At 69.8% G+C, this 24,936-nt stretch carries 26 protein-coding genes; 11 read left to right on the top strand and 15 right to left on the bottom strand.

Going from position 1 to position 24,936, the window contains the following annotated elements:
• The first annotated feature begins 2 nt into the window (after nucleotides 1-2).
• The 3 genes from AB0E69_RS19125 to AB0E69_RS19135 are packed head-to-tail and all read left to right on the top strand — an operon-like array spanning nucleotide 3 to nucleotide 1,806.
• The gene (locus tag AB0E69_RS19125; protein ID WP_360147119.1) at nucleotides 3-527 is read left to right on the top strand and encodes a GNAT family N-acetyltransferase; all 525 of its coding nucleotides are present in this window, start codon (nucleotides 3-5) and stop codon (nucleotides 525-527) included.
• On the top strand, nucleotides 506-1,060 hold the full coding sequence (locus tag AB0E69_RS19130) for an AAA family ATPase (protein ID WP_360147122.1): 555 nt from the start codon (nucleotides 506-508) through the stop codon (nucleotides 1,058-1,060). Before AB0E69_RS19125 ends, AB0E69_RS19130 begins: the two co-directional genes overlap by 22 nt.
• The gene (locus AB0E69_RS19135; protein WP_360147125.1) at nucleotides 1,057-1,806 is read left to right on the top strand and encodes a GNAT family N-acetyltransferase; all 750 of its coding nucleotides are present in this window, start codon (nucleotides 1,057-1,059) and stop codon (nucleotides 1,804-1,806) included. Before AB0E69_RS19130 ends, AB0E69_RS19135 begins: the two co-directional genes overlap by 4 nt.
• Before the next feature lies 1 nt (nucleotide 1,807).
• On the opposite strand, the gene def is transcribed toward AB0E69_RS19135, so the two are convergent.
• Together def and AB0E69_RS19145 are read right to left on the bottom strand one after the other, a co-directional pair.
• Complete coding sequence (gene def, locus AB0E69_RS19140) at nucleotides 1,808-2,413, bottom strand: peptide deformylase (RefSeq protein ID WP_360147128.1); 606 nt, start codon at nucleotides 2,411-2,413, stop codon at nucleotides 1,808-1,810.
• A 54-nt stretch (nucleotides 2,414-2,467) separates the two neighbouring features.
• Complete coding sequence (locus AB0E69_RS19145; protein ID WP_360147131.1) at nucleotides 2,468-3,283, bottom strand: LLM class F420-dependent oxidoreductase; 816 nt, start codon at nucleotides 3,281-3,283, stop codon at nucleotides 2,468-2,470.
• A gap of 75 nt (nucleotides 3,284-3,358) precedes the next feature.
• On the opposite strand from AB0E69_RS19145, the gene AB0E69_RS19150 reads away from it, so the two are divergent.
• Nucleotides 3,359-4,828 (top strand): ATP-binding protein, encoded by a 1,470-nt coding sequence (locus AB0E69_RS19150; RefSeq protein WP_360147134.1) that lies wholly within the window; start codon nucleotides 3,359-3,361, stop codon nucleotides 4,826-4,828.
• 33 nt (nucleotides 4,829-4,861) lie between these two features.
• Here the strand turns inward: AB0E69_RS19150 and AB0E69_RS19155 are convergent, their stop codons facing one another.
• On the bottom strand, nucleotides 4,862-5,269 hold the full coding sequence (locus tag AB0E69_RS19155; protein ID WP_360147137.1) for an SRPBCC domain-containing protein: 408 nt from the start codon (nucleotides 5,267-5,269) through the stop codon (nucleotides 4,862-4,864).
• A 55-nt stretch (nucleotides 5,270-5,324) separates the two neighbouring features.
• Complete coding sequence (locus AB0E69_RS19160) at nucleotides 5,325-5,663, bottom strand: helix-turn-helix domain-containing protein (protein ID WP_360147140.1); 339 nt, start codon at nucleotides 5,661-5,663, stop codon at nucleotides 5,325-5,327.
• A gap of 64 nt (nucleotides 5,664-5,727) precedes the next feature.
• On the opposite strand from AB0E69_RS19160, the gene AB0E69_RS19165 reads away from it, so the two are divergent.
• Nucleotides 5,728-6,345: an NAD(P)-binding domain-containing protein gene (locus AB0E69_RS19165; RefSeq protein ID WP_360147143.1), complete on the top strand. Its 618-nt coding sequence runs from the start codon at nucleotides 5,728-5,730 to the stop codon at nucleotides 6,343-6,345.
• Here the strand turns inward: AB0E69_RS19165 and AB0E69_RS19170 are convergent.
• The 8 genes from AB0E69_RS19170 to tkt form a co-directional block, all read right to left on the bottom strand.
• Nucleotides 6,304-6,852, bottom strand: a complete 549-nt coding sequence (locus tag AB0E69_RS19170) for a hypothetical protein (protein WP_360147146.1) — start codon at nucleotides 6,850-6,852, stop codon at nucleotides 6,304-6,306. The two genes, AB0E69_RS19165 and AB0E69_RS19170, sit on opposite strands and share 42 nt — an antisense overlap.
• The gene (locus AB0E69_RS19175) at nucleotides 6,842-7,660 is read right to left on the bottom strand and encodes an isocitrate lyase/phosphoenolpyruvate mutase family protein (RefSeq protein ID WP_360147149.1); all 819 of its coding nucleotides are present in this window, start codon (nucleotides 7,658-7,660) and stop codon (nucleotides 6,842-6,844) included. The genes AB0E69_RS19170 and AB0E69_RS19175 overlap by 11 nt, the downstream gene beginning before the upstream one ends.
• A gap of 71 nt (nucleotides 7,661-7,731) precedes the next feature.
• Nucleotides 7,732-8,451: a 6-phosphogluconolactonase gene (pgl, locus tag AB0E69_RS19180; RefSeq protein WP_360147152.1), complete on the bottom strand. Its 720-nt coding sequence runs from the start codon at nucleotides 8,449-8,451 to the stop codon at nucleotides 7,732-7,734.
• Nucleotides 8,448-9,581 carry a glucose-6-phosphate dehydrogenase assembly protein OpcA gene (locus tag AB0E69_RS19185; RefSeq protein WP_360147155.1) on the bottom strand — a complete coding sequence of 378 codons (1,134 nt, stop codon included), beginning with the start codon at nucleotides 9,579-9,581 and terminating at the stop codon, nucleotides 8,448-8,450. The genes pgl and AB0E69_RS19185 overlap by 4 nt, the downstream gene beginning before the upstream one ends.
• A complete protein-coding gene (gene zwf / locus AB0E69_RS19190) occupies nucleotides 9,578-11,128 on the bottom strand; it encodes a glucose-6-phosphate dehydrogenase (RefSeq protein WP_360147158.1) in 1,551 nt (516 codons plus the stop codon). The genes AB0E69_RS19185 and zwf overlap by 4 nt, the downstream gene beginning before the upstream one ends.
• Nucleotides 11,129-11,161: 33 nt before the next feature.
• Complete coding sequence (locus AB0E69_RS19195; RefSeq protein ID WP_360147161.1) at nucleotides 11,162-12,745, bottom strand: glucose-6-phosphate isomerase; 1,584 nt, start codon at nucleotides 12,743-12,745, stop codon at nucleotides 11,162-11,164.
• A complete protein-coding gene (gene tal, locus AB0E69_RS19200; protein WP_360147164.1) occupies nucleotides 12,742-13,851 on the bottom strand; it encodes a transaldolase in 1,110 nt (369 codons plus the stop codon). Before tal ends, AB0E69_RS19195 begins: the two co-directional genes overlap by 4 nt.
• A 42-nt stretch (nucleotides 13,852-13,893) precedes the next feature.
• Nucleotides 13,894-16,065, bottom strand: a complete 2,172-nt coding sequence (gene tkt / locus AB0E69_RS19205) for a transketolase (RefSeq protein ID WP_360147167.1) — start codon at nucleotides 16,063-16,065, stop codon at nucleotides 13,894-13,896.
• Between the two features lie 221 nt (nucleotides 16,066-16,286).
• On the opposite strand from tkt, the gene AB0E69_RS19210 reads away from it, so the two are divergent.
• Both AB0E69_RS19210 and AB0E69_RS19215 read left to right on the top strand, forming a co-directional pair.
• Entirely contained in the window at nucleotides 16,287-17,279 is a 993-nt protein-coding gene (locus tag AB0E69_RS19210; protein ID WP_360147170.1) for a heme o synthase, read from the top strand.
• A 240-nt stretch (nucleotides 17,280-17,519) separates the two neighbouring features.
• Complete coding sequence (locus AB0E69_RS19215) at nucleotides 17,520-18,500, top strand: ScyD/ScyE family protein (protein WP_360147173.1); 981 nt, start codon at nucleotides 17,520-17,522, stop codon at nucleotides 18,498-18,500.
• A 23-nt stretch (nucleotides 18,501-18,523) separates the two neighbouring features.
• On the opposite strand, the gene AB0E69_RS19220 is transcribed toward AB0E69_RS19215, so the two are convergent.
• The 3 genes from AB0E69_RS19220 to AB0E69_RS19230 all read right to left on the bottom strand — a co-directional run bounded on the left by AB0E69_RS19220 (nucleotide 18,524) and on the right by AB0E69_RS19230 (nucleotide 21,124).
• Complete coding sequence (locus AB0E69_RS19220) at nucleotides 18,524-19,450, bottom strand: COX15/CtaA family protein (RefSeq protein WP_360147176.1); 927 nt, start codon at nucleotides 19,448-19,450, stop codon at nucleotides 18,524-18,526.
• 184 nt (nucleotides 19,451-19,634) lie between these two features.
• Entirely contained in the window at nucleotides 19,635-20,411 is a 777-nt protein-coding gene (locus AB0E69_RS19225) for an ABC transporter permease (protein WP_360147179.1), read from the bottom strand.
• On the bottom strand, nucleotides 20,408-21,124 hold the full coding sequence (locus tag AB0E69_RS19230; RefSeq protein WP_360147182.1) for an ABC transporter ATP-binding protein: 717 nt from the start codon (nucleotides 21,122-21,124) through the stop codon (nucleotides 20,408-20,410). Before AB0E69_RS19230 ends, AB0E69_RS19225 begins: the two co-directional genes overlap by 4 nt.
• Nucleotides 21,125-21,327: 203 nt before the next feature.
• Between AB0E69_RS19230 and AB0E69_RS19235 the strand changes: the two genes are divergently transcribed.
• From AB0E69_RS19235 to AB0E69_RS19250, 4 genes are read left to right on the top strand one after another with little or no spacing between them, the layout of a single operon-like run.
• Nucleotides 21,328-21,978, top strand: a complete 651-nt coding sequence (locus tag AB0E69_RS19235) for a helix-turn-helix domain-containing protein (RefSeq protein WP_360148513.1) — start codon at nucleotides 21,328-21,330, stop codon at nucleotides 21,976-21,978.
• Nucleotides 21,975-23,387, top strand: a complete 1,413-nt coding sequence (gene sufB / locus AB0E69_RS19240) for a Fe-S cluster assembly protein SufB (protein ID WP_360147185.1) — start codon at nucleotides 21,975-21,977, stop codon at nucleotides 23,385-23,387. Before AB0E69_RS19235 ends, sufB begins: the two co-directional genes overlap by 4 nt.
• Nucleotides 23,387-24,589 carry a Fe-S cluster assembly protein SufD gene (sufD, locus tag AB0E69_RS19245; RefSeq protein ID WP_360147188.1) on the top strand — a complete coding sequence of 401 codons (1,203 nt, stop codon included), beginning with the start codon at nucleotides 23,387-23,389 and terminating at the stop codon, nucleotides 24,587-24,589. The genes sufB and sufD overlap by 1 nt, the downstream gene beginning before the upstream one ends.
• Nucleotides 24,586-24,924, top strand: a complete 339-nt coding sequence (locus AB0E69_RS19250; RefSeq protein ID WP_360147191.1) for a non-heme iron oxygenase ferredoxin subunit — start codon at nucleotides 24,586-24,588, stop codon at nucleotides 24,922-24,924. Before sufD ends, AB0E69_RS19250 begins: the two co-directional genes overlap by 4 nt.
• Nucleotides 24,925-24,936 lie beyond the last annotated feature (12 nt).

Genomic DNA, 24,936 nt, shown 5'->3' on the forward strand with positions numbered 1-24,936 from the left:
ACATGCGGACGACGGAACGCCTGGTACTGCGCCCGTTCCGGGAGACCGACCTTGATCCGTGGATCGCGATGAACGCGGACCCGGAGGTGACCGAGTACCTCGGCGGCGTGCTCTCCCGGGAGGCGTCGCTGGAGATCGCGTCCGCGGTCAACGAGCAGTACGCCGCCAAGGGGAGCGGATTCCTGGCGATCGAGCGTCGCGCCGACGGCGCGTTTCTCGGCGCCTGCGGGCTGCAGCGGACCCCGTGGTTCCCGGACACCGAGATCGGGTGGCGCCTGGCTCGCGAGCACTGGGGACACGGCTACGCGACCGAGGCGGCGTCGTCCTGGATCGAGTACGGGTTCACCACGCTCGGGCTCTCGCACGTAATCTCGGTGACCGACACGCCGAACGTCCGTAGCATCGCGGTGATGCGCCGGCTCGGGATGAGCTTCGACCATGAGCAGGTGCTGGAGGAGGACGGTGTCGAGTTCGATGCCACCATCTACAAGCTGACGGCGGAGGCATGGGAAGCAGCCCGAAAGTAGTGCTCGTCACCGGCATGCAGGCGGCCGGGAAGTCCACCATCGCACCGCTGCTGGCCGCCCGCCTCGGCGCGCCCGCGGCGACACTCGACGGCGACGTCTTCTACCGCGGAGTGGTCGCCGGCGCCGAGATCATGACACCGGACCCCTCAGCCGAGGCAGTCCGCCAGCTGGAACTGCGGTACGACGCCACCGCCCTGATCGCCCAGCACTACGCGGACGCTGGGTTCGACTTCGTCTGCAGCGACATCATCCTCGGCGACCACGTCGAACGCTGGTTCTCGCGGCTGCGCGGGATCACGCCGTACCTCGTCGTCCTGGTCCCGTCGGTGGAGTCGATCGTCGAGCGGGAGATCGGGCGTGGTGGCAACAACTCGTACCGCGACTGGGGCGACTCCCTGGAGGACGGCGTGCGAGCTCTGCAGGAAGGCCTGGAGGAGATCCCGCGCCGAGGCCTGTGGCTGGACACCACCGGACAGACCCCGTCCGACACCGTCGAGGCGGTCCTCGCGGCCCTGGAGAAGGCCCGCTGGTGACGGCGATCAACCTTCGCCTGGTGACCGACCGCGCCGAGCTGACCGACCTGGCTCCCCTCGTCGCGGACATGGAGGCCGCCTGGGCGCCCAGCCACCGGCAGGAGAGTGTGCGGGAGGCGAGGCTCGAGGTCTACCGCCGGTTCGCGACCTCGGACGACTTCCGGAACCCGAGCGCGATGGTTGCCGAGACCACCGAGGGCCGCCTCGTCGGCGTCCGGATGGGGTCGCGGCCGCGGGGTCCCCAGTCGGTGTGGACCAGTCCGGGGGCGGGTGAGCTGCGGGTCCCTGGGCGCGGCGTGATCGGCGCGGAGACGCGCGCGTACTGGGACCGGCAGCCGGTCCCGCACGGGATCATCCTCGCCGTGGACCCGGAGTACCAGCAGCAGGGCATCGGGCGCCGGGTGATGGCGGCATGGGGTGCGGCACGTCCGGCGGACGAGCGGTACGCGACCGGGCACCTCCAGCCGGACAGCGTCCCCCCGCTCAGCACGGTCGCACGGCTCGGTGGACAGATCATCGGCGAACGCGAGGACGGACGGTACTTCTACCTGCTCCCACTGCGCGGCCAGTCAGCCGACGAGGTGAGCCAGCTGACCGTCGCCATCCAGCAGGAGGTTCCGTCCGTCGACACGGCTCTTCGCGGTGTCGCGTCGACGCTCGCCAGTGCCCGTGCCCCGGTCGCGCTGCCGATGACGGCCGCGATCGAGCGGGCGGTCGCGATCAAGCGGCACGCGCTCGATCGCTGACTCAGGTGGCCGGGGTGTCTTCGTGCTCGTTGTCGTGGTCGGCCATCGGGGTGAGTGGCCAGTCGCTCGGGTAGTCCGGCGCGAACTCCTCGGCCTCGGCGAAGAGGCGCTTCTTGTACTTGCGGGAAAGGCGGTCGCCGAAGACCGTGCCCTGGGTGTGGTCGGTCTCGTGCTGGAGGCAGCGGGCCAGCAGGCCGTTACCCTCGTAGCTGACCGAGTCGCCGTGCTCGTCGACGCCGGTGACCTTGGCGTAATCCGGGCGGGCGCACTTGGTGAACGCGCCGGGCAGCGACAGGCAGCCCTCGTCGCCCTCGTCCAGGTTGCGGTCCTTGCCCTCGGGCAGCTCGACCACCGGGTTGCAGACGACGCCCTCGACCCGGTTGCCGTCCTTGTCCGGGCAGTCGAACACGAACAGCTGCAGGTCGACGCCCACCTGGTTCGCCGCCAGGCCGACGCCCTCCGCGGCGTCCATCGTCGCGAACATGTCCGCGACCAGCGTCTGCAGATCCGCACCGAAATCGGTCACCGGCTGGTTGACCCGGTGCATCACGTCCGCACCCCACCGGGTGATCGCCCGCACCGAACCGCGTTCGTACTTCGAAACCATGCGGGAGATCTTATCCGGGTGGCGAGGTGCGCCCCGCCACCCGGACAGGCCTGCCTACTTGGCGTTCAGCTCGTCGCGCCAGCTGACCCACTCGCGGAGCAGGCCGAGGTCGTAGTCCGGCCCGGACGACGAGACCGTGAACAGCCGGGTGCCGACGTCGAGCATCGACTTGCCGATCTCCTCCGGCGACTTGTTGCCGACGCCGGCCGAGCGCTCGATCTCGCCCGGGTCGCGGCCGATCGTGGCGCAGTGCTCGTCGAGGACGCGGTGCTTGTGCGCGATCGTCTCGGCGTCGCCGAAGCCGTGCCAGATGTTCGCGTACTGCGCGACCAGCTTGAGCGTCTTCTTCTCGCCGCCGCCGCCGATCAGGACCGGGATGTCGCGGGTCGGCTTCGGGTTCAGCTTGGTCCAGCGCTCCTGGATCCGGGGCAGCGCCTCGCCGAGAGCGTTCAGGCGGCCTCCCGCGGTACCGAACTCGTAGCCGTACTCGTCGTAGTCCTTCTCGAACCAGCCGGAGCCGATGCCGAAGATGAGCCGGCCGTCGCTGATGTGGTCGACGGTGCGGGCCATGTCCGCGAGCAGGTCGGGGTTCCGGTACGAGTTGCAGGTGACGAGCGCGCCGAACTCGACCCGCTCGGTCGCCTCCGCCCAGGCGGCGAGCATCGTCCAGCACTCGAAGTGCAGGCCCTCCGGCTCACCCGACAGCGGATAGAAGTGATCCCAGTTGAACACGACGTCGACGCCGATCTCCTCGGCCGCGGCGACCGTCCGCCGGATGTCGGCGTACTGCGCGTGCTGGGGCTGGACCTGCAGACCGATCCGCACCGGGAAGGCGGTGTACGGACGGTCGGTGGACTCGGAATCTGTCATGGTGATGATCCTAGCCGCGTTACGGAGGTCCTCCGGATAGGGCCGGTCGCTGGAACGACGAGGGGGTACTTCGGGATGCCGGACGAGACCGAGATCGACGAGTTCGCGCGGTTGTTCACGCGGTTCCTGGAGCGGATGCAGGGCGCCGGCGGCGGGCGGGCGCAGCGGGAGAGCCTGAGAGAGCGGTTGCTCGCGCATCTCGGCGTGGAGCCCGAGCAGGTGCCGGTGGTGGCGACGACGTTCGCGTCGTACGACCTGCCGAACGTGCAGCGGGCGGTCGAGGCGTGGTTCGACTCGTTCGAGGTGGTCGGGCTGGCGGGGTCGAACCGCGGGCACCACTCGCTGGGGGAGCTGCTCGAGCTGGCGGAGTACGACCGGTTCGGGATCGGGGCGGTCGACTACCAGCGGCTGCAGATCGACGTGGACGAGGAGATGGACTGCGTCGCGTTCGGGTTCTACCTCGGGGTGCAGGGCGCGGACCGGTACGTCGCGCTGCTGCGGGCGGCGAATCCGCAGTACGGGCGGATGAACGTCGATCTCGAGATCCTAGTTGCGGAGAAGAGCGCGGGAGAGCGTTTCCTGACGGCGCTGCCGGAGCTGATCCGGGAGCACAACGTGTTCCGGGGGAAGGTGGTGTCGTTCGAGGGGCACGAGTTCGGGCAGGGCGTGGGTCCGTTCCGGCTGCACCCGCGACCGGAACTCGGCCGGGCGGACGTCGTCCTGCCCGACGGAGTGCTCGAGCGGATCGAGCGCGAGGTGGTCGGGATCGCCGAGCACCGGGAAACGCTGCTCGCCGCCGGTCAGCACCTGCGGCGCGGTGTGTTGCTGTACGGGCCGCCGGGGACGGGTAAGACCCACACCATCCGGTATGTCCTGTCGCGGTTGCCGGAGTTCACGGTCGTACTGCTGGCGGGGACGAGCATTCACTTCATCGCGCAGGCGTGCGCGCTGGCGCGGATGCTGCAGCCGGCGCTCGTCGTACTCGAGGACTGCGACCTGGTGGCCGAGGCGCGGGACTACTCGCTCGGCGCCGAAAACCCGCTGCTGTTCCAGGTCCTGAACGAGATGGACGGGTTGGCGCAGGATGCCGATGTCGCCTTCCTGCTGACGACCAACCGGGCGGATCTGCTGGAACCGGCGCTCATGCAGCGGCCGGGACGGGTGGACATGGCGGTCGAGATCCCGCTCCCCGACGCCGCCGGCCGCGGTCGCCTCCTCGAGCTCTACGGCCCGGCCTTGGACCTGTCGGCCGACGTGATGGACGAGGTGGTCGCGCGGACCGAAGGTACGACGGCCTCCTTCATGAAGGAACTGGTCCGCCGAACTGTCCTCCTCGCGGCCGAAGCGGGTACGGCGCCAGGGCCGGAGTCGCTGCGTGCAGCCGTCGACGAGCTCCTGTCCTCCCGCGACACCCTCACCAGACGCCTCCTCGGAGCAACCGGCGACTCGGGCCTCGACGACGCGTCCGGCGCAAGCGGCCAGGCCGGCTACGGACCCGCCGCCCACCCGCGCCCCGGCCCAATGCCCGGCATCTACCGCGGCTGAGCTGCTGGTTCCGCCTGGACGCGGTTGCGGCGCTCAAGACGCGTAGTACGTGGCCAGGTGGTTGAGCATGGTGGCTACGCCGGGCTTGATGGCGGACTGCTGGTCGTCGGTGAGGCCGACGCTGCGGTAGTCGAGCTGGGTGCGGCCGTCGGGGAGCTCGGTCAGGTCGACGGTGATGTCTTCGGCGGGCTCGTCGAAGTGCAACTCGACGTGGTGCGGTAGGTCGAGGGCGCCGAAGTGCAGGATGAACGGGACCTCGGTGCCGTCGCCGCCGACGAAGACGGCTGAGATCAGGCCGCCGGGCCGCGGGTCGATGGCGACCCGGTCGCTCGGGGTGGTGAAGCCCTCGGCGAGGAACCAGGCGGCGAACGGCTCGGGCTCGGTGAAAGCGCGGACGACCTCGGCGGGCGGGGCGTCGACGAGCTGCTGCAGCGTGAACATTGCGGGCCCTCCGGGTGCGGGATCGGGCTGACTCCAGCACTGTGCCGCAGCGCGTTTACGGTTTGTTGTCGGTCGGCAGCTGACCGGCGTAAACCTCGGCCCAGTCGCCGAGGGCACGGATCGGGACGAGCAGGTCCTGGCCCGCGGTGGTCAGCGAGTACTCGACACGCGGCGGCGCTTCGGCGTACCGGCGGCGCTCGACGAGACCGTTGTGCTCGAGCCGCCGGAGGGTTTCGGTGAGGACCTTCTGGCTGATGCCGCCGATCTGCGCCCGGAGTACCCCGGGTCGCCCGGGGCCGCGGGCGAGCGCGTACAGGATCACCATCGGCCAGCGGCCGCTGATCAGGTCGGCGGCGACCCGCGCCGGGCAATCGGCAAAGAACGTCTGCTCCACCGAGCCATTGTGCGTCAGCCGTTGGGCACCTGGAGGTGCGCTTCGGATTCTCTAGGGTCGAGGAATGCGGATAGGGATACTCGGAAACGGATTGATGGCTGAGGCGCTCGGCGGGCAGTGGGTGCGTGCCGGGCACGAGGTAATGATCGGCGGCCGCTCACTCGACCGGGCCGCCGAGGTAGCCAAGCGGGTTGGCGCGGCGGCGGGGTCGTTGGAGGAGGCCGCGGCGTACGGCGAGGTCGTGCTGTTAGCCGTGCCGGCCGAGGTGGCAGTGGAGGTCGCTGCTCTGGTGCCGGCCGGGAGCACGTTGATCGACTGCACGAATTCGATCGATCATCGCGACTTCACGCTGGCCCAGCCGCGGACGGCAGAGCTGATCGCTGCGGCGGTGCCGGGGGTGCAGGTGGTGAAGGCGTTCAACTCGGCGGCTGATCTGGTCTGGAGCGACCCGCCGGCGGGCCTGGGGGTGCCGATGTGCGGTGACGGCGACCTGGAGTTGGTTGCGGAGCTGGTCCGGGACCTCGGCTGCGAGCCGGTGTACGCCGGCGGGTTGCGGCGGGCAACGTTGCTAGAGGCAACTGCTGTGCTGGCGATCGGGATCTGGGTTGGGGGTGGCGATGTGCGCGGGATGTTCCCGCCGCTAGCCCGCGCGTTCGGCAGCGTTTCGCCGGACCAGCCGTAGGCTCCAGACCGGAAACAGCAGGTAGGTCCCCGCCCAACTCAACCCGCCCGCAAAGAGCCACGCGGGCGCGGTGTCCATGTCGTCGATCCCCATCACGATCCCGGGCCCACTCACCAGCCCGAGCAGCATCACAACCCCAGCAACCACGCCGGCCGGAGGCAGTCGAGCGGTGCGGCAGAAGATCACCAGCCACCCACCGATCAACGCAAACCCGAAGCTCGACACGAGCCCGGCGAGGTAGAACCCGGTGGCATCGCTCAACACCAGCACAGTCCCGACGACGGTCAATACTGCCCCGACGGCAGCCAGGCCCAGGCCAAGCGGATGGTGTGGGCGCAGCTGCCAGGCCAGGGCGAGGCTGAGGACGCCGTACGCAGCGTTGCCGACGTCGTTGATGGCTCCGAAGGGTTCGCCGATCGTGTAGAAGACGATCAGGCAGGCGCAGGTCAGGAGCCCGACGACGCCGTGGGTCGTGGCGAGCGGGCGTACACCAGGGTCAGTGGTCACCCTTGGATGATCGCGCGAAGAGCTGGTTCAAGTCAGCCTGTGGGATCTGGTCGGCGGCAAAGGTGATGGTGCCCCGGGTGGCGAGCTCCTCGGCGCTGCGGCGGACGAAGGCCAGGGCAGCGCGAGCGATGCTGCCGCCGAGGCTGATCCGGGTGACGCCGGCTTCGCGCAGGTCGTCGACGGTCAGCGTCGACGTACCCAGGCCGATGACGACGTTGAGCGGGCCGTCGATCTCGGTGGCCAGGGTGCGGATCGTGGCGAGGTCGTTGACGCCGGGGACGTACAGGCAGTCGGCGCCGGCCGCGCGGAAGCGGTTGGCTCGCTCGATGGAGTCGGCCAGCGCGGTCGGCCTGCGCAGGAGCTGGCCGTCGGTCCTGGCGGTCAGCACGAAATCCGGCCCGGCTGCCTCGCGGGCGGCCACGATGCGCTCGACGGACAGCTCGACGCCGTACAGCTCGCGCCCGTCGTAGTCCTCGATGTTCCCGCCGGCCAGTCCGGCCGCGCGCGCCAACGTGATCGTCTCCGCGACACGCGCGGGCTCGGCGCCGTACCCGTCCTCGAGATCCCCATTCACCGGCACACCGCTCGCGGCCGTGATCTCGCGGATCCGCTCGAACATGTCCTCGCGCGACACCGCCGGCGCGCCGTCCGGGAGGGTGTGATCGCCCTTCGCCATCGAGAACGCGATCCCCGCGCTCGTCGTCGCGATCGCGGGGAATCCGGCCGCGCCGAGAATCACCGCCGACCCGGCGTCCCAGGCGTTCGGCATCACGAAGAACGCGTCGTGCAGCTCGCGGAAGGTCGTCATACCCGGAGTCTGTCACCCGCACAGTTCGGCCCTCACCGAACGATTCGATGAGGGCCGGACCTGCGAAACGGCTAGGACAGCTTGGCGGCGGCAGCCTCGTCCAGCAGCCAGAGCGTGCGGTTCTGGCCCTTCGGGTGGGCAGCCGGGATGTCTTCCTCGCCCAACGCCTTCGCGACGGCATCGGCCTTGTCGTCGCCGGAAACCACGAACCAGACCTCGCGGGATCGGTCCAGAACCGGGAACGTCAACGAGATGCGGGTCGGCGGCGGCTTGGGGGAGTCGTGGACGGCGACCGCGGCCGCCTCGAGCTCCTCCAGCTGCGGATAGCCTGGGAACAGCGACGCCACATGCCCGTCCGGACCCACACCGAGCATCAGTACGTCGAACGTCGGCGACCCGGCCGCCTCGAGCTCCTCGGCGTACGCCGCAGCCGCGGCCTCCGCGCCCTGACCGGTGTCGGCCGGCATCGGATGCACCCGCGCCGGATCGACATCGAGCTTCGCCAGGAAGGCGTCCCGCGCCTGCGTCTCGTTGCGCTCCGGGTCGCCCGCGGGGAGGAAACGCTCGTCGCCCCACCAGAACTCGACCCGGTGCCAGTCGATCTCGACCCGGGCCGGCGACTCCGCGACCGCCGCGTACACGCGCGCGGCCACCCGCCCGCCGGTCAGCACCACCTGAGCGACGCCACCGGTGCTCTGCGCATCGACCACCGCGGTGATGAACCGGTCGGCGACCCGAAAGGCCAGATCCTCGGCATCGGGGTGAATCAGCAGTTCAGGATCAACAGTCATCGTTTCGCCGCCCGCTTGCTCGCAGTCTTCTTCCCGGCAACGCGCTTCGCCGGCACCTTCTTCGCCACAGCCTTGGTTGCAGACTTTTTCGCGACAGACTTCTTGGCGGCGGCCTTCTTCGCGGAGTCGGGTGCTGCCGCCTGCGCAGCCACCTTCTTCCCGGCCACCGACGCCTTCGTCGCTGCCGACTTCTTGGCCGTCCCGGTCGTCTTCTCGGCCGCGGGCAGCTTCTCCCGCTCGACCAGGCTCTCCAGCGTCTTCGCGTACACGTCGTCCGGATCCAGCCGCCGCAGCTCCTCGCTCAGCAGCTCCGCCGTCACCCGCCGCTTCAACGCCACCGGCCGATCCGGCTGCCCCGGCACGCTGAACGTCGCCACCGCACCGTCCGGCCGGGTCAACGCGATCGGCCCCGACGGCGTGAACATCCGGACGGCGGTCAGCCCCGGGCCGCGCGAGTTCCGCTGCTCGACCGGTACGCCGAGGTTGCAGGCCAGCCACGACGCCATCAGGTCGGCACTCGGATTGCCCTTCGCGCCGACCACCTCGGCGGCTGTCACCTTCGTCGGGTACTGATCCAGAGCCGCGGCCATCAACGCCCGCCAAGGCGTCAGCCGCGTCCAAGCGAAGTCCGTGTCACCCGGCTGGTACCCCTCGGCCCGCGCACTGAAGTCGACCGAAGCCCGCCGGGTCGCGGCCGCGTCGGTTACCCGGCGCCGCCCGAGGCGGCCCAGCGGATCGTCTGCCGGCACCTTCGGCCCGCCGCCCGGCCACCACACGATCACCGGCGAGTCCGGCAGCAGCAGCGGCGTGATCACCGACTCCGGAACCTTCGCCAGCTCCCCGTGCAGCCGCAGCAGCACGGCCTCGCCGGGAATGCCCTCGCCGATCCGCACCTCGGCATCCAGGCCGGGCGCACCGCGACCGGGCCGCAGGATCGCGACCAGCACCCGCGACGGGTGCTCGCGCCCGGCTTCGTTCGCCGCCTTCATCGCGTCGTGGTGCGAGGCCTCGTCGACGACGACCACGATCGTGCCGACCATGCCCATGGCCGGCGATCCCGCGTGCCGGCGAGCCTGCAGCAGCGCCGACGCGATCTCGCTCGACGAGGTGTTGGTCAGGTCGATGATCATGGCCGCCTCCAGGCGCGTCCGTCGCGGGCGAGCATCTCGTGGGCGGACGTGGGACCCCAGGCGCCCGGCTCGTACTGCTCCGGCTGACCGTGCTTGGCCCAGTAGTTGATCACCGGGTCGAGGATCTTCCAGCCCAGCTCGACCTCGGTGTGCTGGGGGAACAGCGGCGGGTCCCCGAGCAGTACGTCGAGGATCAGCCGCTCGTACGCCTCGGGAGAGGACTCGGTGAACGAACCGCCGTACTGGAAGTCCATGTTCACGTCGCGGATCTCCATCGTCGTCCCCGGCACCTTGGCGCCGAAGCGGATGGTGATGCCCTCGTCCGGCTGGATCCGCAGGACCAGCGCGTTCTGGCCCAGCTCCTCGGTCTCGGTCTTGGTGAACGGCAGGTGCGGCGCACGCTTGAACATCACCGCGACCTCGGTCACCCGCCGGCCGAGCCGCTTACCGGTTCGCAGGTAGAACGGCACACCGGCCCAGCGTCGGGTGTCGACGTCGACCCGCAGCGCCGCGAACGTCTCCGTCGCGGACGTGCGCGGGATCCCGTCCTCCTGCAGGTAACCCTTGACCTTCGCCCCACCGGCCCAGCCGGCCGCGTACTGACCGCGGGCGGTGTGCAGGTCGAGCCGGTCCGGCAACTGGACCGCGTTCAGGACCTTCTTCTTCTCCTGGCGCAGCGACCACGCGTCGAAGCTGACCGGCTCCTCCATCGCGACCAGCGCCAGCAGTTGGAGCAGGTGGTTCTGGATCACGTCACGCGCCGCGCCGATGCCGTCGTAGTACCCCGCGCGGCCGCCGATCCCGATGTCCTCGGCCATCGTGATCTGCACGTGGTCGACATAGTTGCTGTTCCAGATCGGCTCGAACATCGCGTTGGCGAACCGCAGCGCCAGGATGTTCTGGACCGTCTCCTTGCCGAGGTAGTGGTCGATCCGGAAGACCGCCTCGGGCGGGAACACCGACTCGACCACGTGGTTGAGCTCACGCGCGCTCTGCAGGTCGTGACCGAACGGCTTCTCGATCACCACCCGCCGCCACGAGCCGGCCGTCTCGTTGGTCAGGCCGTGCTCGGACAGCTGCCGCACGACCTCCGGGAACAGCCCTGGCGGGATGGACAGGTAGAACGCGTGGTTACCACCCGTACCGCGGGTGATGTCGAGCTCGTCGACGGTCTCGCGCAGCCGCTTGAACGCCTCGTCGTCGGTCAGGTCGCCCGGCACGAACCGGAACCCCTCGGCGAGCTGCTGCCAGACCTCCTCGCGGAAAGGGGTCCGCGCGTGCTCCTTCACCGAGTCGTGCACGATCTGGGCGAAGTCCTGGTTGGTGTAGTCCCGACGGGCGAACCCGACCAGGGCGAACCCCGGGGGCAGCAGCCCCCGGTTCGCCAGGTCGTAGACCGCCGGCATCAGCTTCTTGCGAGCCAGGTCGCCGGTGACTCCGAAGATCACCAGGCTGCACGGCCCGGCGATCCGCGGCAGGCGCCGGTCTTCCGGGTCCCGCAGCGGGTTCACCGGGCGCTTCGGCCCGTCGTCGAGCTCAGCGGTCATACCGCTTCCTCCGCGTTGTCTAGTTGCCGTTGTCTAGTTGCCGAACAGAGACAAGAGCTGACGTACGCCGTCGCCCGGATCCGTCAGGTGCAACCGCAGCACCGGACGGCCGCGCTCGGCCAGCACGTTCGCGTCGCCGGCAGCCTGGGCGGAGATCAGCGTGCCGAACGAGAACGGGCGGTCCGGGATCTCGACATCCGTCGGGTGCGCTCCGGTGATCTGGAGGAACACGCCCTCGGGGTGGCCACCCTTGTGGTACTGGCCGGTCGAGTGCAGGAACCGCGGTCCCCAGCCGAACGTCACCGGACGACCGGTCCTGGTCGCCAGCGCCGGACGGATGCCGTGCAGGTCCGCGTCGCGCTCGGAGTCGAGGTACGCCATGACGGCCAGGTACCCGACCGAGTCGAGCTTGCCCAGCAGCGCGTCCACCGCGCCCTGCAGCGAGTCGACCCCGTCCAGCAGTCCCTCCGAACCACGAACCTCGACCGCGCCGTCGGTGAAGGCAGCGGCCTCCGGCTCCGGCTGCGCGTCGAGCAGACCGCGAGCGGCCTTCTTAGCGCTCTCCACGTCCGGCTGGTCGAACGGGTCGATGCCGAGCAAGTAGCCCGCCACCGCCGTCGCGACCTCCCACATCAGGAACTGGCCACCGAGCGAACCCGAAGTCAGCGCCGTCGGCACGCCGCTGGTCGCCTTCTCGGCGAGCAGCGCGTTGGTCAGATCGGGCGCGTCGCTGCGCAGCTCCGGCGCACCCACCTCGACGGCCACCGGCAGGACGCCGGTGCCTTGCTTGCCGGTGCTCTCGGCAATCAACTGCTCGGCCCAGTCCGGGAACCCGACGATGTCGGAGCCGTCGGACGTGATGATCACCTTGTCCCGGCCCGCACTGGCCGCGATCACCGCACCGAGCCACAGGGCCGGGTTGTCGGTGGAGTCGGCCTGCAGCGCCGGGGCCGCCTCGGCGGCCTGGTCCAGCAGCTCGGCGATGTCGGCACCCGCAAGACCCGAGGGCACCAGGCCGAAAGCGGTCAGCGCGCTGTACCGGCCGCCCACGTTCGGGTCGGCGAGGAACGTCTTGCGGTAGCCCTCGTCCGCCGCCAGCTTCTCGAACGGCGACCCTGGGTCGGTCACGACGACGATCCGCGACGCCGCGTCGATCCCGGCGTCGGTGAACGCCTTGGCAAAGGTACGGCGGTGGCTGTCGGTCTCGACCGTGCCGCCGGACTTGCTGGACACCACGATCACGGTCTTCGACAGGTCACCCGCCAGTGCCCGGCCGACCACGCTCGGGTCGGTCGAGTCCAGCACCACGAGGTCGACGCCCGCGGTCCGGGTGATCACCTCGGGCGCCAGCGACGAGCCGCCCATGCCGGACAGCACGATCCGGTCCAGGCCCTCGGACCGGAAGTCGGCCAGCAGCGACTCGATCTCGGCCAGCAGCGGGCGGGACGTCTCGTGCAGGTCGACCCAGCCGAGCCGGATCGAGGCCTCGGGCTCGGCGTCCGGGCCCCAGATCGTCGCGTCCTTCGCGGCGATCCGGGACGCGATCTTCTCCTCGACCAGCTTGCCGACGACCTCGGCCCAGTCGCCGTTCTGCGTGCTTACCGTGGGAACCGTCACTTGGCCGCCGCCTTGAGCGCCGCCGCGACGGTGTCCTGCAGCTCCGACCAGGACGCGTCGAACTTCGCCACGCCCTCGTCCTCGAGCACCTGCACGACCTGGTCGTAGGAGATGCCCAGCTTCTCCAGGTCGTCGATCACCTTGCGGTCGGCCGCGTAGTCGCCGCGGACCGTGTCGCCGGAGAACGAGCTGTGCTCCTCGGCCGCCTTGATAGTTGCCTCAGGCATCGTGTTGACCACGCCGCGGGTGACCAGGTTGTCGACGTACAGGGTGGGGGGGTACGACGGGTCCTTGGTGCCGGTGGACGCCCAGAGCGGCCGCTGCGGCTTGGCGCCGGCGATCTCGAGCTCGCGCCAGCGGTCGGTGTCGAAGATCTCCTCGTACGCCTCGAAGGCGAGCCGCGCGTTCGCGATCGCGGCCTTGCCCTTCAGCGCCTTCGCCTCGTCCGAGCCGATCGCGTCCAGCCGCTTGTCGACCTCGGTGTCCACCCGGCTGACGAAGAACGACGCGACGCTGGCCATCTTGGTCACGTCGTGGCCGTTCTCGACGGCCTTCTCCATCCCGGTCAGGAACGCGGCCGCGACGGCCTTGTAGCGCTCGAGCGAGAAGATCAGCGTCACGTTGATGCTGATCCCGGCGGCCAGCGACTCGGTGATCGCGGCCAGGCCGGCCTTGGTGGCCGGGATCTTCACGAACACGTTCTCGCGGCCGACGATGTCCCACAGCAGCTTGGCCTGCTCGATGGTGCCCGCCGTGTCGTGCGCGAGGCTCGGCTCGACCTCGATCGACACCCGGCCGTCCTGGCCCTCGGTGTCGTCGTAGATCGGCTTGAACAGGTCCGCGGCGTCGCGGACGTCGTCGGTGGTGATCACCCGGATCGCCTGGTCCACGGAGACGCCGTCGTTGGCCAGCCGGGTCACCTGCTCGGCGTACGCCTCCGCGTCCGAGATGGCCTTGGCGAAGATGGTCGGGTTGGTCGTCACGCCGACGACGTGCTTCTCGTCGATCAGCTGGGCCAGGCTGCCGCTCGTCAGCCGCTGGCGCGACAGGTCGTCCAGCCAGATGGAGACACCCGCGTCGGCGAGTGCTTTCAAGCGATCGTTCATGTCCGATGCCTTCTTCCGGAATGTTCTGTTGTGGAGGTGACTTCAGCTGGCGTCGGCCGGCCCGACCGGTCCGGCGGCGGCGCGCTTCGGTGGTACGCCGGGACCGCTGATCGCGGCCGCTGCCGCGATGCTGTCCTTGGCGGCCTGGACGACGGCGGCGGTGGTGATGCCGAACTCGTCGTACAGGGTCTGGTAGGCGGCCGAGGCGCCGTAGTGCTCCAGGCTGACGCAGCGGCCGGCGTCACCGACGACGGCGTGCCAGCTCTGCGCGATCCCGGCCTCGACCGAGACCCGGGCCCGGACCGCGGCCGGGATGACCGTCTCGCGGTACGCGTCGTCCTGCTCGTCGAACCACTCGCGCGACACCATCGACACGACCCGGGCCTTGATGCCCTCCTCGGCCAGCTTGCCGCGGGCCTCGACGGCGATCTGCAGCTCGGAACCGGTGCCGATCAGGACGACATCCGGGGTGCCCCCCTCTGCGTCGATCAGGACGTAACCGCCCTTGTGCACGTTCTCCGTGGTGGCGAACCCGTCGGTGCCGCGCGGGAACGTCGGCACGTTCTGCCGGGTCAGCGCCAGGCCGGCCGGGCGGTCGGTGTGCTCGAGGATCGTGGCCCACGCGGCGGCGGTCTCGTTGGCGTCACCGGGCCGCACGACGTCCAGGCCCGGGATGGCCCGCAGCGCGGACAGGTGCTCGACCGGCTGGTGCGTCGGGCCGTCCTCGCCGAGGCCGATCGAGTCGTGCGTCCAGACGTAGGTGACCGGCAGCTTCATCAGCGCGGCCAGCCGGACCGAGGGGCGCATGTAGTCGGAGAAGACCAGGAACGTGCCGCCGTACGGGCGGGTCAGGCCGTGCAGGGCGATGCCGTTGAGCACCGCGCCCATGCCGTGCTCGCGGATGCCGAAGTGCAGCACCCGGCCGTACTCGTCGCCCTGGAACTCCTTGGTGGCGTGCTCCGCCGGGATGAAGGACGGCTGGCCCTTCGGGGTGGTGTTGTTCGAGCCGGCCAGGTCGGCCGAACCGCCCCACAGCTCGGGCAGCTCCGGCGACAGCTTGGTCAGCACGTCACCGGACGCCGCGCGGGTGGCGACACCCTTGGCGTCGGCCTCCCAGCTCGGCAGCGCGTCCTTCCAGCCGGCCGGCAGCTCGCGCTTCGACAGCCGCTCGAGCAGCGCGGCGCCGTCGGCGTTCGCCGTCTTCCAGGCGTCGAACCGGGTGTTCCAGGCGTCCTCGAGGGCCTTGCCGCGGTCGAGCGCCTGGCGGGTGTGCGCGATCACGTCGTCGGCGACCTGGAAGCTCTGCTCCGGATCCCAGCCGAGGACCTTCTTGGTCGCGGCCACCTCGTCTGCGCCGAGCGCCGAGCCGTGGATCTTGCCGGTGTTCTGCTTGGTCGGGGCCGGCCAGCCGATGATCGTGTGCAGCCGGATGAAGCTCGGCTTGTCGGTGACCGCCTTGGCCGCCTCGAGGGCGTCGTACAGCGCCTGCACATTCTCTTCGTAGCCGGTGCCGCCGTTGGTCCAGTCGACGTCCTGGACGTGCCAGCCGTACGCCGCGTAGCGGGCCGCGACGTCCTCGGAGAACGCGATGTTGGTGTCGTCCTCGATGGAGATCTTGTTGGCGTCATAGATCACCGTCAGGTTGCCGAGCTGCTGGTGCCCGGCCAGCGAGGAGGCCTCGGCCGAGACGCCTTCCTCGAGGTCACCGTCGGAGGCGATCACGTAGACCTGGTGGTCGAACAGACCCTCGCCGTGCGGCGCGTCCGGCTCCAGCAGGCCGCGCTCGCGGCGGGCGGCCATCGCCATCCCGACCGCGTTGCCGACGCCCTGGCCGAGCGGCCCGGTCGTGGTCTCGACGCCGTCGGTGTGCCGGTACTCCGGGTGGCCGGGGGTCTTGCTGCCCCAGGTCCGCAGCGACTTAAGATCATCCAGCTCGAGGCCGAAGCCGGCCAGGTACAGCTGGATGTAGAGGGTCAGGCTGGAGTGGCCCGCGGACAGCACGAACCGGTCTCGGCCCGGCCAGTGCGGGTCCGCCGGGTTGTGCCGCATCACCTTCTGGAACAGCAGGTACGCCGCCGGCGCCAGGCTCATCGCCGTCCCGGGGTGACCGTTGCCGACCTTCTCGACCGCGTCCATCGCGAGCACCCGCACGGTGTCGACCGCGTGCTGGTCGAGCTCGGTCCATTCAAGCTTGGGGCTGGTGTTCTCCGTCACGCCGGCGGCGCTCCTCTCGATGGTTTTCCGGTGCTCCTCAGGATGAGCCTACTGTGGCCCGCTCGCTGCCTTGCGCACCGCTCGACTGTTTGTCAACCGTTCGCCAACTGTCGCTGTTCCCCAACCGGACGCGCGCTATCCGAGGGGGGTGCGCGAACCCTCCTACGGACCGTCGTAGACTGCTGAATCGTCAGCGCCGGGCGACCGGCGTCAACCCACTGATGTTCGAGGTGTTCGTGACGGCCGTCGACCCGCGTCCCGCCGCGACGACGTCGTACCCGACGCCGCTGCCGGACGCATCCGCTGTACCAGCTGCAACGGTGAGTCCGTCGGTGCGCGACGTGGTGAAGGCGTACGTCGGCCTGACCAAGCCGCGCATCATCGAGCTGCTGCTGGTCACCACGGTGCCGGTGATGTTCCTGGCCGCCGGGGGAGTCCCCGGTCTCGGCGTCGTCGCGGCCACCCTGGTCGGCGGCATCCTCGCCTCGGGCAGTGCGAACACGATCAACTGCGTGCTCGACCGGGACATCGACGAGCAGATGCGCCGGACCCGCCGCCGTCCGCTCCCGCGGCACGCGGTCAGCCCACGCTCGGCGACGGTCTTCGGGGTCGTGCTCGGCGTCCTGGCCACCCTCGAGCTGGGCTTCTTCGTCAACTGGCTGTCCTCCGGGCTGGCACTGGCCGCGAACCTCTTCTACGTGTTCGGCTACACGATGGTGCTCAAGCGCCGGACTGTGCAGAACATCGTCTGGGGCGGGATCGCCGGCTGCTTCCCGACTCTGATCGGCTGGACCTCGGTCACCGGCAAGCTGGCCTGGACCCCGGTCGTGCTGTTCCTGGTGGTCTTCTTCTGGACGCCGCCGCACACCTGGTCGCTGGCGATGCGGTACCGCGAGGACTACGCCTCGGTCGACGTGCCGATGCTGCCCGTGGTCGCGACGCCGGTGCAGACCGCCCGCCAGATCATGGCGTACTCGGTGGTCATGGTGATCACCTCGATCGCGCTCTGGCCGGTCGCGGACACCAACTTCGTCTACCCGCTGGCCGCTGTCGCGCTCGGCGTGGTGTTCCTCCGCGAGGCCCGCAAGTTGTTGCTCCGGGCCCATACCGGCGCGGACGGCGCCGCCCTGAAGCCGATGCGGCTCTTCCACTTCTCGAATATCTACCTGGCGCTGCTCTTCATCGCTGCCGCGATCGATCCCCTGCTGCACTGATCGTTGCCCTCTGTTGCCCTGTGGGCGCAGGGAGTCCCCCGGTTGACCAGATCGTGACCACATGTTGCGATGGTGTGGTCTGTGGAGGCGTTCCACGCCTGGGGAGACACAGCAGCAGGGGGATTTCGTATGGGGGTACGAACACGTATCGCCGCAGTAGCGGCACTGGCACTGGCCGGATCCGTCCTGGTGGCGGGACAGGCCGATGCGGGGAGAGCCCACAGCAGCAGTTTGAGGCCGGTGGCAACGGGTCTGGACGGTCCGCGCGGCGTTTCGACGTACCGCGGCTACGTCATCTACAGCGTCACCGACGGCTCGGTGTACGCGACGAACGGGAAGAAGACCCGGAAGCTCGGGCAGGTTCCGGGCGGGTTCGCTCCGGCGATCGACACCAGCGCCCGAGGCGTCACCTACGCGCTGACCGGTGGCGGCGGCCCGGAGGGCGACACGCCGCCGGGCGGGGCGACGCTGTACCGGCTGCGTCCGGGCAAGTCGCCGGTCGTGGTGGCCGACATCGCGAAGTACCAGGCGCACGACCCGGACCCGTACAACCAGGCCGACTCACCGACCGAGTCCAACCCGTTCGGCGTCGCGGCCCTGCGCGACGGCACGGTCCTGGTGTCCGATGCGGCGAACAACGACCTGCTCCGGGTCTGGCCGAACGGCCACATCAAGACCGTGGCTCGGCTGAAGCCGCGCACGGTCAAGGTCCCGGCCGGTCTCGGCTCGTCGGCGCCGCCGGCGGGTACGCCGTTCGTGGCGGAAGCGGTGGCCACGTCGGTGACAGTCGGCTCGGACGGCTACTGGTACGTCGGTGAGCTGCGCGGGTTCCCGGCCACGCCGGGGACGTCGGAGATCTGGCGGATCAGGCCGGGCTCGGTGGGCGCGGTGTGTGACCCGACCAAGCCGAACAAGGGCAACTGCAAGCGGTACGCCGACGGCTACACGTCGATCGTCGACCTGGCCGGCGGTCCGCACGGCACGATCGCGGTCGTCGAGCTGGCGAAGGCGAGCTGGCTGCAGTTCGAGCTCAGCGGCAAACCACAGGTCGGTGCGCTGATCCTGCAGTTCCAGGGCCGGCACCACAAGGCCGGCTACCGCAAGGAGCTGGTCCGCAACAAGTTGATCCTGCCGGGCGGGGCAGCGTTCAACCGGTGGGGCCAGCTGTTCGTCTCGGCCCCGGTCTTCGGACCAGGTGCCGTCTACCGAGTGAAGTTCTGAGGTGAGTGGGGCGCCCGCAGCCGTCAGGTTGCGGGCGTTCCGCGTTCGCCGTACACGGCAGTGACCAGAGCGATCAGCAGGCCGGCCAGGAACATGTGGACGAGCACGACGCCCCACGGCAGGCCGGTGAAGTACTGCGTGAAGCCGACGGCGCCCTGCAGCAGCTCGACGGCCAGCATCCACGCCGCCAGCTTCCGCAACGTCCGCGAGGTCGCGGTGACCCGGGTGGCGATCACGAGCGCGACGGAGATGCCGAGCAGGCCGAACACGATGTCCGCGTGCAGCTGCGCGACCAGCTCCGGGTCGAATCCGTTCCGCCCGGTGTCCGGGTCACCCGAGTGCGGGCCGGCGCCGGTCACGATGGTGCCGAGGGCAACGGTCAGCCAGACCGCCACCACCGCAGCGGTTGCGAGCGCGCGGACCACCGGGGGAGTGTGCGGGTAGGGGCTGGTCCGGGACCGGCGCATCATCGACACGGTCAGCGTGATGATCACCGGCGAGACCAGGAAGTGCGCCGAGACGATCCAGGGGTTCAGGCCGGTGAGCACGCTGATGCCGCCGATGATCGCCTGCAGCGGGATGCCTAGCGCGGCCGCCGTCGCCAGGCGGCGCAGGTCGCGGCGGACCGGGCGATACCGCATCACCACCAGCCAGGTGCAGATCGCGATGACGCCGACCACGAAACCGAGCATCCGGTTGGTGAACTCGATCGCGCCGTGCACACCGAGCGCCGCGTGCGGGACGTACGACTCGTCGGTGCACGACGGCCAGGTCGGGCAGCCGAGGCCGGAGCCGGTCAACCGGACCAGACCACCGGTCACCACGATCGCGATGTTCGCCACCACCGAGGCCCAGCCCCAGCGCCGGACGACGTCCAGACTCGGCGCGGGCACCAGGCGCCAGAATCCACTCACCGGCTCGGTCTCTTGGGGCGGGGTCTCCGTGCTCATCACCGGCACACTCTAGGGGATGTCTCCCAACCCCACGCCGTCGCGAGCAGGTACTCGGCGGTGTGCCTCGGTGTGCTGGAGGGAAGGGGGCGATGCGGATCCATCGTTCCCTTCCCTCCAGTGCAGCGAGGTGCCCGCCGAGTGCCGCGCAGTAGGCGTGGGGTTGGGAGACATCCCCTCGAGGTCAGTCCCATTTGAACGTGCGGGAGACCAGGTAGCCGAGGACTCCGGCCCACAGGGCGAGGGACAGCGCGGCGGCCCACGGGATCACGCCTTCCACGGTCGAGTTGGCCATCCCGTTCGCCAGCGCGGCACTCGGGAGGACCCGTACGACGCCCTGCATGCCAGACGGGTACTCGTCCACGGGCGTGAGCACGGACCCACCGACGAGCAGCAACAGGTACAGCAGGTTCGCGGCTGCCAGGGTCGCCTCGGCGCGCAACAGGCCGGCCATCAGCAAGCCGAGCGAAGCGAAGGCGCCGGTCCCGCACAGGACCATCAGCACGACTCCCACGACCGTCCTGGGTCCACCGGCGGGATTCCAGCCGAGAGCGAATCCGGTCGCGATCAGCACTGCCAGCTGGATCACCTGGACGATCAGCACCGCGCCGATCTTCCCGGCCAGCAGCCCGGTGCGAGACAGCGGTGACGCGCCGAGCCGCTTGATCACGCCGTACCGGCGCTCGAATCCGGTCGCGATCGCCAACGAGGTGAAGGACGACGACAATACGGCCAGCGCAAGCACGCGGGGTACGGCGTCGTCGATCGGCCGGCCGTCACCGAGTGGGAGGCGGTCGCCCAGCCCCGTGCCGCCCAGGAGGAGCAGCAACCCGAGCGGGATCACCAGGGCCAGCAGGAGCTGCTCGCCGTTGCGGATCAGGAGCTTGAACTCCATCCGGGTGTGCGCGAGCACCTTCCGCGGCCAGGGCGCGCTGCCCGGCTGGGGTGCATACGTAGTCATGAGTGTTCCGGCTTCGTGAGGTCGAGGAAGACGTCTTCGAGCGACTTCTTGTGGTGCTCGGTCAGGGAGTCCGGCGTACCGGAGGCGATCAGCTTGCCGGCGGCGACCACGTGCACGTGGTCGGACAGCTGCTCGGCCTCGTCCATCGCGTGCGTGGTCAGCACGACGGTGACGCCGTCGTCGCGCAGGTCGCAGATCAGCTGCCAGATCTCCCGCCGCCCGTGCGGGTCCAGGCCGGTGGTGGGTTCGTCCAGGAACACGATCTCCGGCCGGCCGATGATCGCCAGCGCCAGCGACAGCCGCTGCTTCTGCCCGCCGGACAGCCGTCGGTACGGCGTCCGCCCGCAGCTGCCCAGATCGAGCCGCTCGACGAGCCCGTCGATCTCCAGCGGGTGGCTGTGCAGCGAGGCGACGTACCGCAGCATCTCGACCGCACGGACGCCCGACCAGGCGCCGCCCTCCTGGAGCATGACCCCGATCCGCGGCATCAGCGCGTCGTGGTCGGCGATCGGGTCCAGGCCGAGGACCCGGACCCGACCGGAGTCCGGACGGCGGAAGCCTTCACAGCTCTCCACGGTCGTGGTCTTGCCGGCGCCGTTCGGGCCGAGCACAGCCGTCACCGTGCCGGCGGTTACGGTGAGACTGAGACCGTCGACCGCGGTCTTCTCGCCGTACCGCACGACGAGGTTGTCGATCTCTACCGCGACTGGCACAGACGGCAGCATAGAGAACGCCCCGGAGTGACCTCGCTCACGGTCGGCTCGCACGCCCCGCGTGGGGCTCCGAACCGGTTAGGGGAACCTTATTTGAAGGGCCCCGGTATTTACGCGACACTGTTGTTGTGAAAAATCCTGCGAGCAACGGAGCGGCGCCCTCGGGCGCGGTTGCCGCGCGGGACGAGTCCACCCGGGACCGGGTGGCCCGCTCGATCCTGACCAACGGCCCGTCCAGCGCCGCGACGCTGGCCGAGCGGCTGGAGCTGACTCCGGCGGCGGTCCGCCGGCACCTCGACCACCTGCTCGACGAGGGCCTGGTCGAGTCCCGCGAGGAGCGGGTCTACGGACCCCGCGGCCGCGGACGCCCGGCGAAGGTCTTCGTGCTGACCGACACCGGCCGGCACGCGTTCCACCAGGCGTACGACGACCTGGCGACGACCGCGATGCGGTTCATCGCCGCCGCGGGTGGTGACCAGGCGGTCACCGAGTTCGCCCGGCAGCGGGTCGCCGAGGTGGAGCTGCGGTACCGGGAGCTGCTCGCGCAGGCTCCCGAGGGCAAGAAGGCGGAGACCCTGGCGCAGGCCCTGACGGCCGACGGGTACGCCGCCTCGACGGCGGAGGCGGGCCACGGCGCCCAGCTCTGCCAGCACCACTGCCCGGTCGCGCACGTGGCCGAGCAGTTCCCCCAGCTGTGCGAGGCCGAGACCGAGGTGTTCTCGAGACTCCTCGGCAAGCACGTGCAGCGTTTGGCCACCATCGCCCACGGCGACGGTGTTTGTACGACACACATCCCGGGTGCGGCCCCTGCCGGCCCGGTTTCCGACGGCGAATCTGCGAGGACGGCACGATGACGCAAACCGCTCACCCCGAACTGGAAGGCCTCGGCAACTACCAGTACGGCTGGGCCGACTCCGACGCGGCCGGCGCGGTCGCGCAGCGTGGCCTGAGCGAGGACGTGGTCCGTGGTATCTCCACGCTCAAGAACGAGCCGGAGTGGATGCTCGACCTGCGCCTCAAGGGCCTGAAGCTCTTCGACCGCAAGCCGATGCCGTCGTGGGGTGCCGACCTGTCCGGCATCGACTTCGACAACATCAAGTACTTCGTCCGCTCGACCGAGAAGCAGGCGTCGAGCTGGGAAGAGCTGCCCGAGGACATCAAGAACACCTACGACAAGCTCGGTATCCCGGAGGCGGAGAAGCAGCGCCTGGTCGCCGGTGTCGCCGCGCAGTACGAGTCCGAGGTCGTCTACCACCAGATCCGCGAGGACCTGGAGGCCCAGGGCGTCATCTTCCTGGACACCGACACCGGCCTGAAGGAGCACCCGGAGCTCTTCCAGGAGTACTTCGGCTCGGTCATCCCAGTCGGCGACAACAAGTTCGCCGCGCTGAACACCGCGGTCTGGTCCGGCGGCTCGTTCATCTACGTGCCCAAGGGCGTGAAGGTGGACATCCCGCTGCAGGCCTACTTCCGGATCAACACCGAGAACATGGGCCAGTTCGAGCGGACCCTGATCATCGTCGACGAGGACGCCTACGTGCACTACGTCGAGGGCTGCACGGCGCCGATCTACAAGTCGGACTCGCTGCACTCCGCGGTCGTCGAGATCATCGTGAAGAAGGGCGCCCGCTGCCGCTACACGACGATCCAGAACTGGTCGAACAACGTCTACAACCTGGTCACCAAGCGCGCCACCTGCGAAGAGGGCGCGACGATGGAGTGGATCGACGGCAACATCGGTTCCAAGGTCACGATGAAGTACCCGGCCGTGTACCTGATGGGTGAGCACGCCAAGGGCGAGACGCTGTCGGTCGCGTTCGCGGGCGAGGGCCAGCACCAGGACGCCGGCTCGAAGATGGTGCACAACGCGCCGTACACCTCCAGCTCGATCGTGTCGAAGTCGGTGGCCCGCGGTGGCGGCCGGACGTCGTACCGGGGTCTGGTCGAGGTGGCGCCGGGCTCGCACCACAGCAAGTCCACGGTGCGCTGCGACGCACTGCTGGTCGACACCATCAGCCGCTCGGACACCTACCCGTACGTCGACGTCCGCGAGGACGACGTCGCGATGGGGCACGAGGCGACCGTGTCCAAGGTCAGCGACGACCAGCTCTTCTACCTGATGAGCCGGGGGATGGCCGAGGACGAGGCGATGGCGATGATCGTCCGCGGCTTCATCGAGCCGATCGCCCGCGAGCTCCCGATGGAGTACGCGCTGGAACTGAACCGTTTGATCGAGCTGCAGATGGAAGGGGCCGTCGGCTGATGTCCTCAACAGAAACCCTTGTTGCCACCGGTAACAAGGCGCACTCCCACGGGCCGGGTTCGCCGGTCCCGCTCCAGGCCCGGAGCGAGCGGCCGACGTCGTACGACGTCAACGCGTTCTCCGTGCCGACCGGGCGTGAGGAGGAGTGGCGCTTCACCCCGGTCAAGCAACTGAAGGCCCTGTTCGAGGATGCGGCCGGCACCGAGACCCCGAAGATCGACGCCTCCGGTCCGGAGGGTGTCGTGATCGAGACGGTCGCCGCCGACGCGCTCAAGGTGCTCACCCCGCAGGACCGCTCGGCCGCCGTCGCCTGGACCCACGCGGGCGAGGCGCTGGCCGTGCGGATCCCGGTCGAGGCCGAGCTGACCGATCCGGTGCACGTGAACGTCGCGAGCCTCGGCGGCCGCGGCTTCAGCCACCTGATCGTCGAGGCCGGCCGGCACAGCAAGGCGATCGTGATCATCGACCACACCGGCGCCGGCGAGCTCGGCACCAACGTCGAGATCTCGGTCGGTGACGGCGCCGACCTGCGAGTGGTCTCCATCCAGCAGAGCGACCACGAGTCGGTCCACCTGGCCCAGCACGACGCGCTGGTCGGGCGGGACGCGCGGCTGCACCACGTCGCGGTCACCCTCGGCGGCAAGGTCGTCCGCGTCGGCACCAACGTCCGGTACTCCGGACCCGGTGGCGACGCCGAGCTGGTCGGGGTGTACTTCGCCGAAGGCGGGCAGCACCACGAGCACCGGCTGTTCGTCGACCACGAGGCGACCAACTGCAAGAGCAACGTGCTCTACAAGGGCGCGCTGGCCGGCGACAAGGCCCGGTCGGTGTGGATCGGCGACGTGCTGATCCGGGCCGCGGCCGAGGGCACCGACACCTTCGAGCTGAACCGGAACCTGGTGCTCACCGACGGCGCCCGCGCCGACTCGGTGCCGAACCTGGAGATCGAGACCGGCGAGATCGAGGGCGCCGGGCACGCGTCGGCGACCGGCCGGTTCGACGACGAGCAGCTGTTCTACCTGCAGGCGCGCGGCATCCCCGAGGACGCGGCGCGGCGGCTGGTGGTGGCCGGCTTCTTCAACGACATCATCGGCAAGATCGGTGTCCCCGAGGTCAGCGACCACCTGCACGACGTGATCGAGGAGAAGCTCGCCCGCGCCGCTGAGCTCAGCGAGGCTGCCAAGGCGGTCGTCGGGCAGTGAGCGACACCTTCGAGCGCGCGTGCGCGGCGGCCGACGTACCGGACGAGGGAGTCGTCCCGGTCGAGGTCGGCGGCGTCGAGGTCGCGGTCGTGAAGAGCGAAGGGCAGTACTTCGCGGTGCGGGACGAGTGCTCGCACGCGCAGATCCAGCTGTCCGAGGGTGACGTCGGCGAGTGCGAGATCGAGTGCTGGCTGCACGGGTCGCGGTTCGACCTGCGCACCGGCGAGCCGACCAGCCTGCCTGCGTACGACCCGGTGCCGGTCTACCCCGTGCGCCTCGACGGCGACGACGTACTCGTCGACGTGAAGAACCCCATCAACCAAGCTTCCCTGTAAAAAACCGACGGA

The sequence above is a fragment of the Kribbella sp. NPDC026611 genome, from assembly GCF_040638345.1.
Lineage (GTDB): Bacteria > Actinomycetota > Actinomycetes > Propionibacteriales > Kribbellaceae > Kribbella.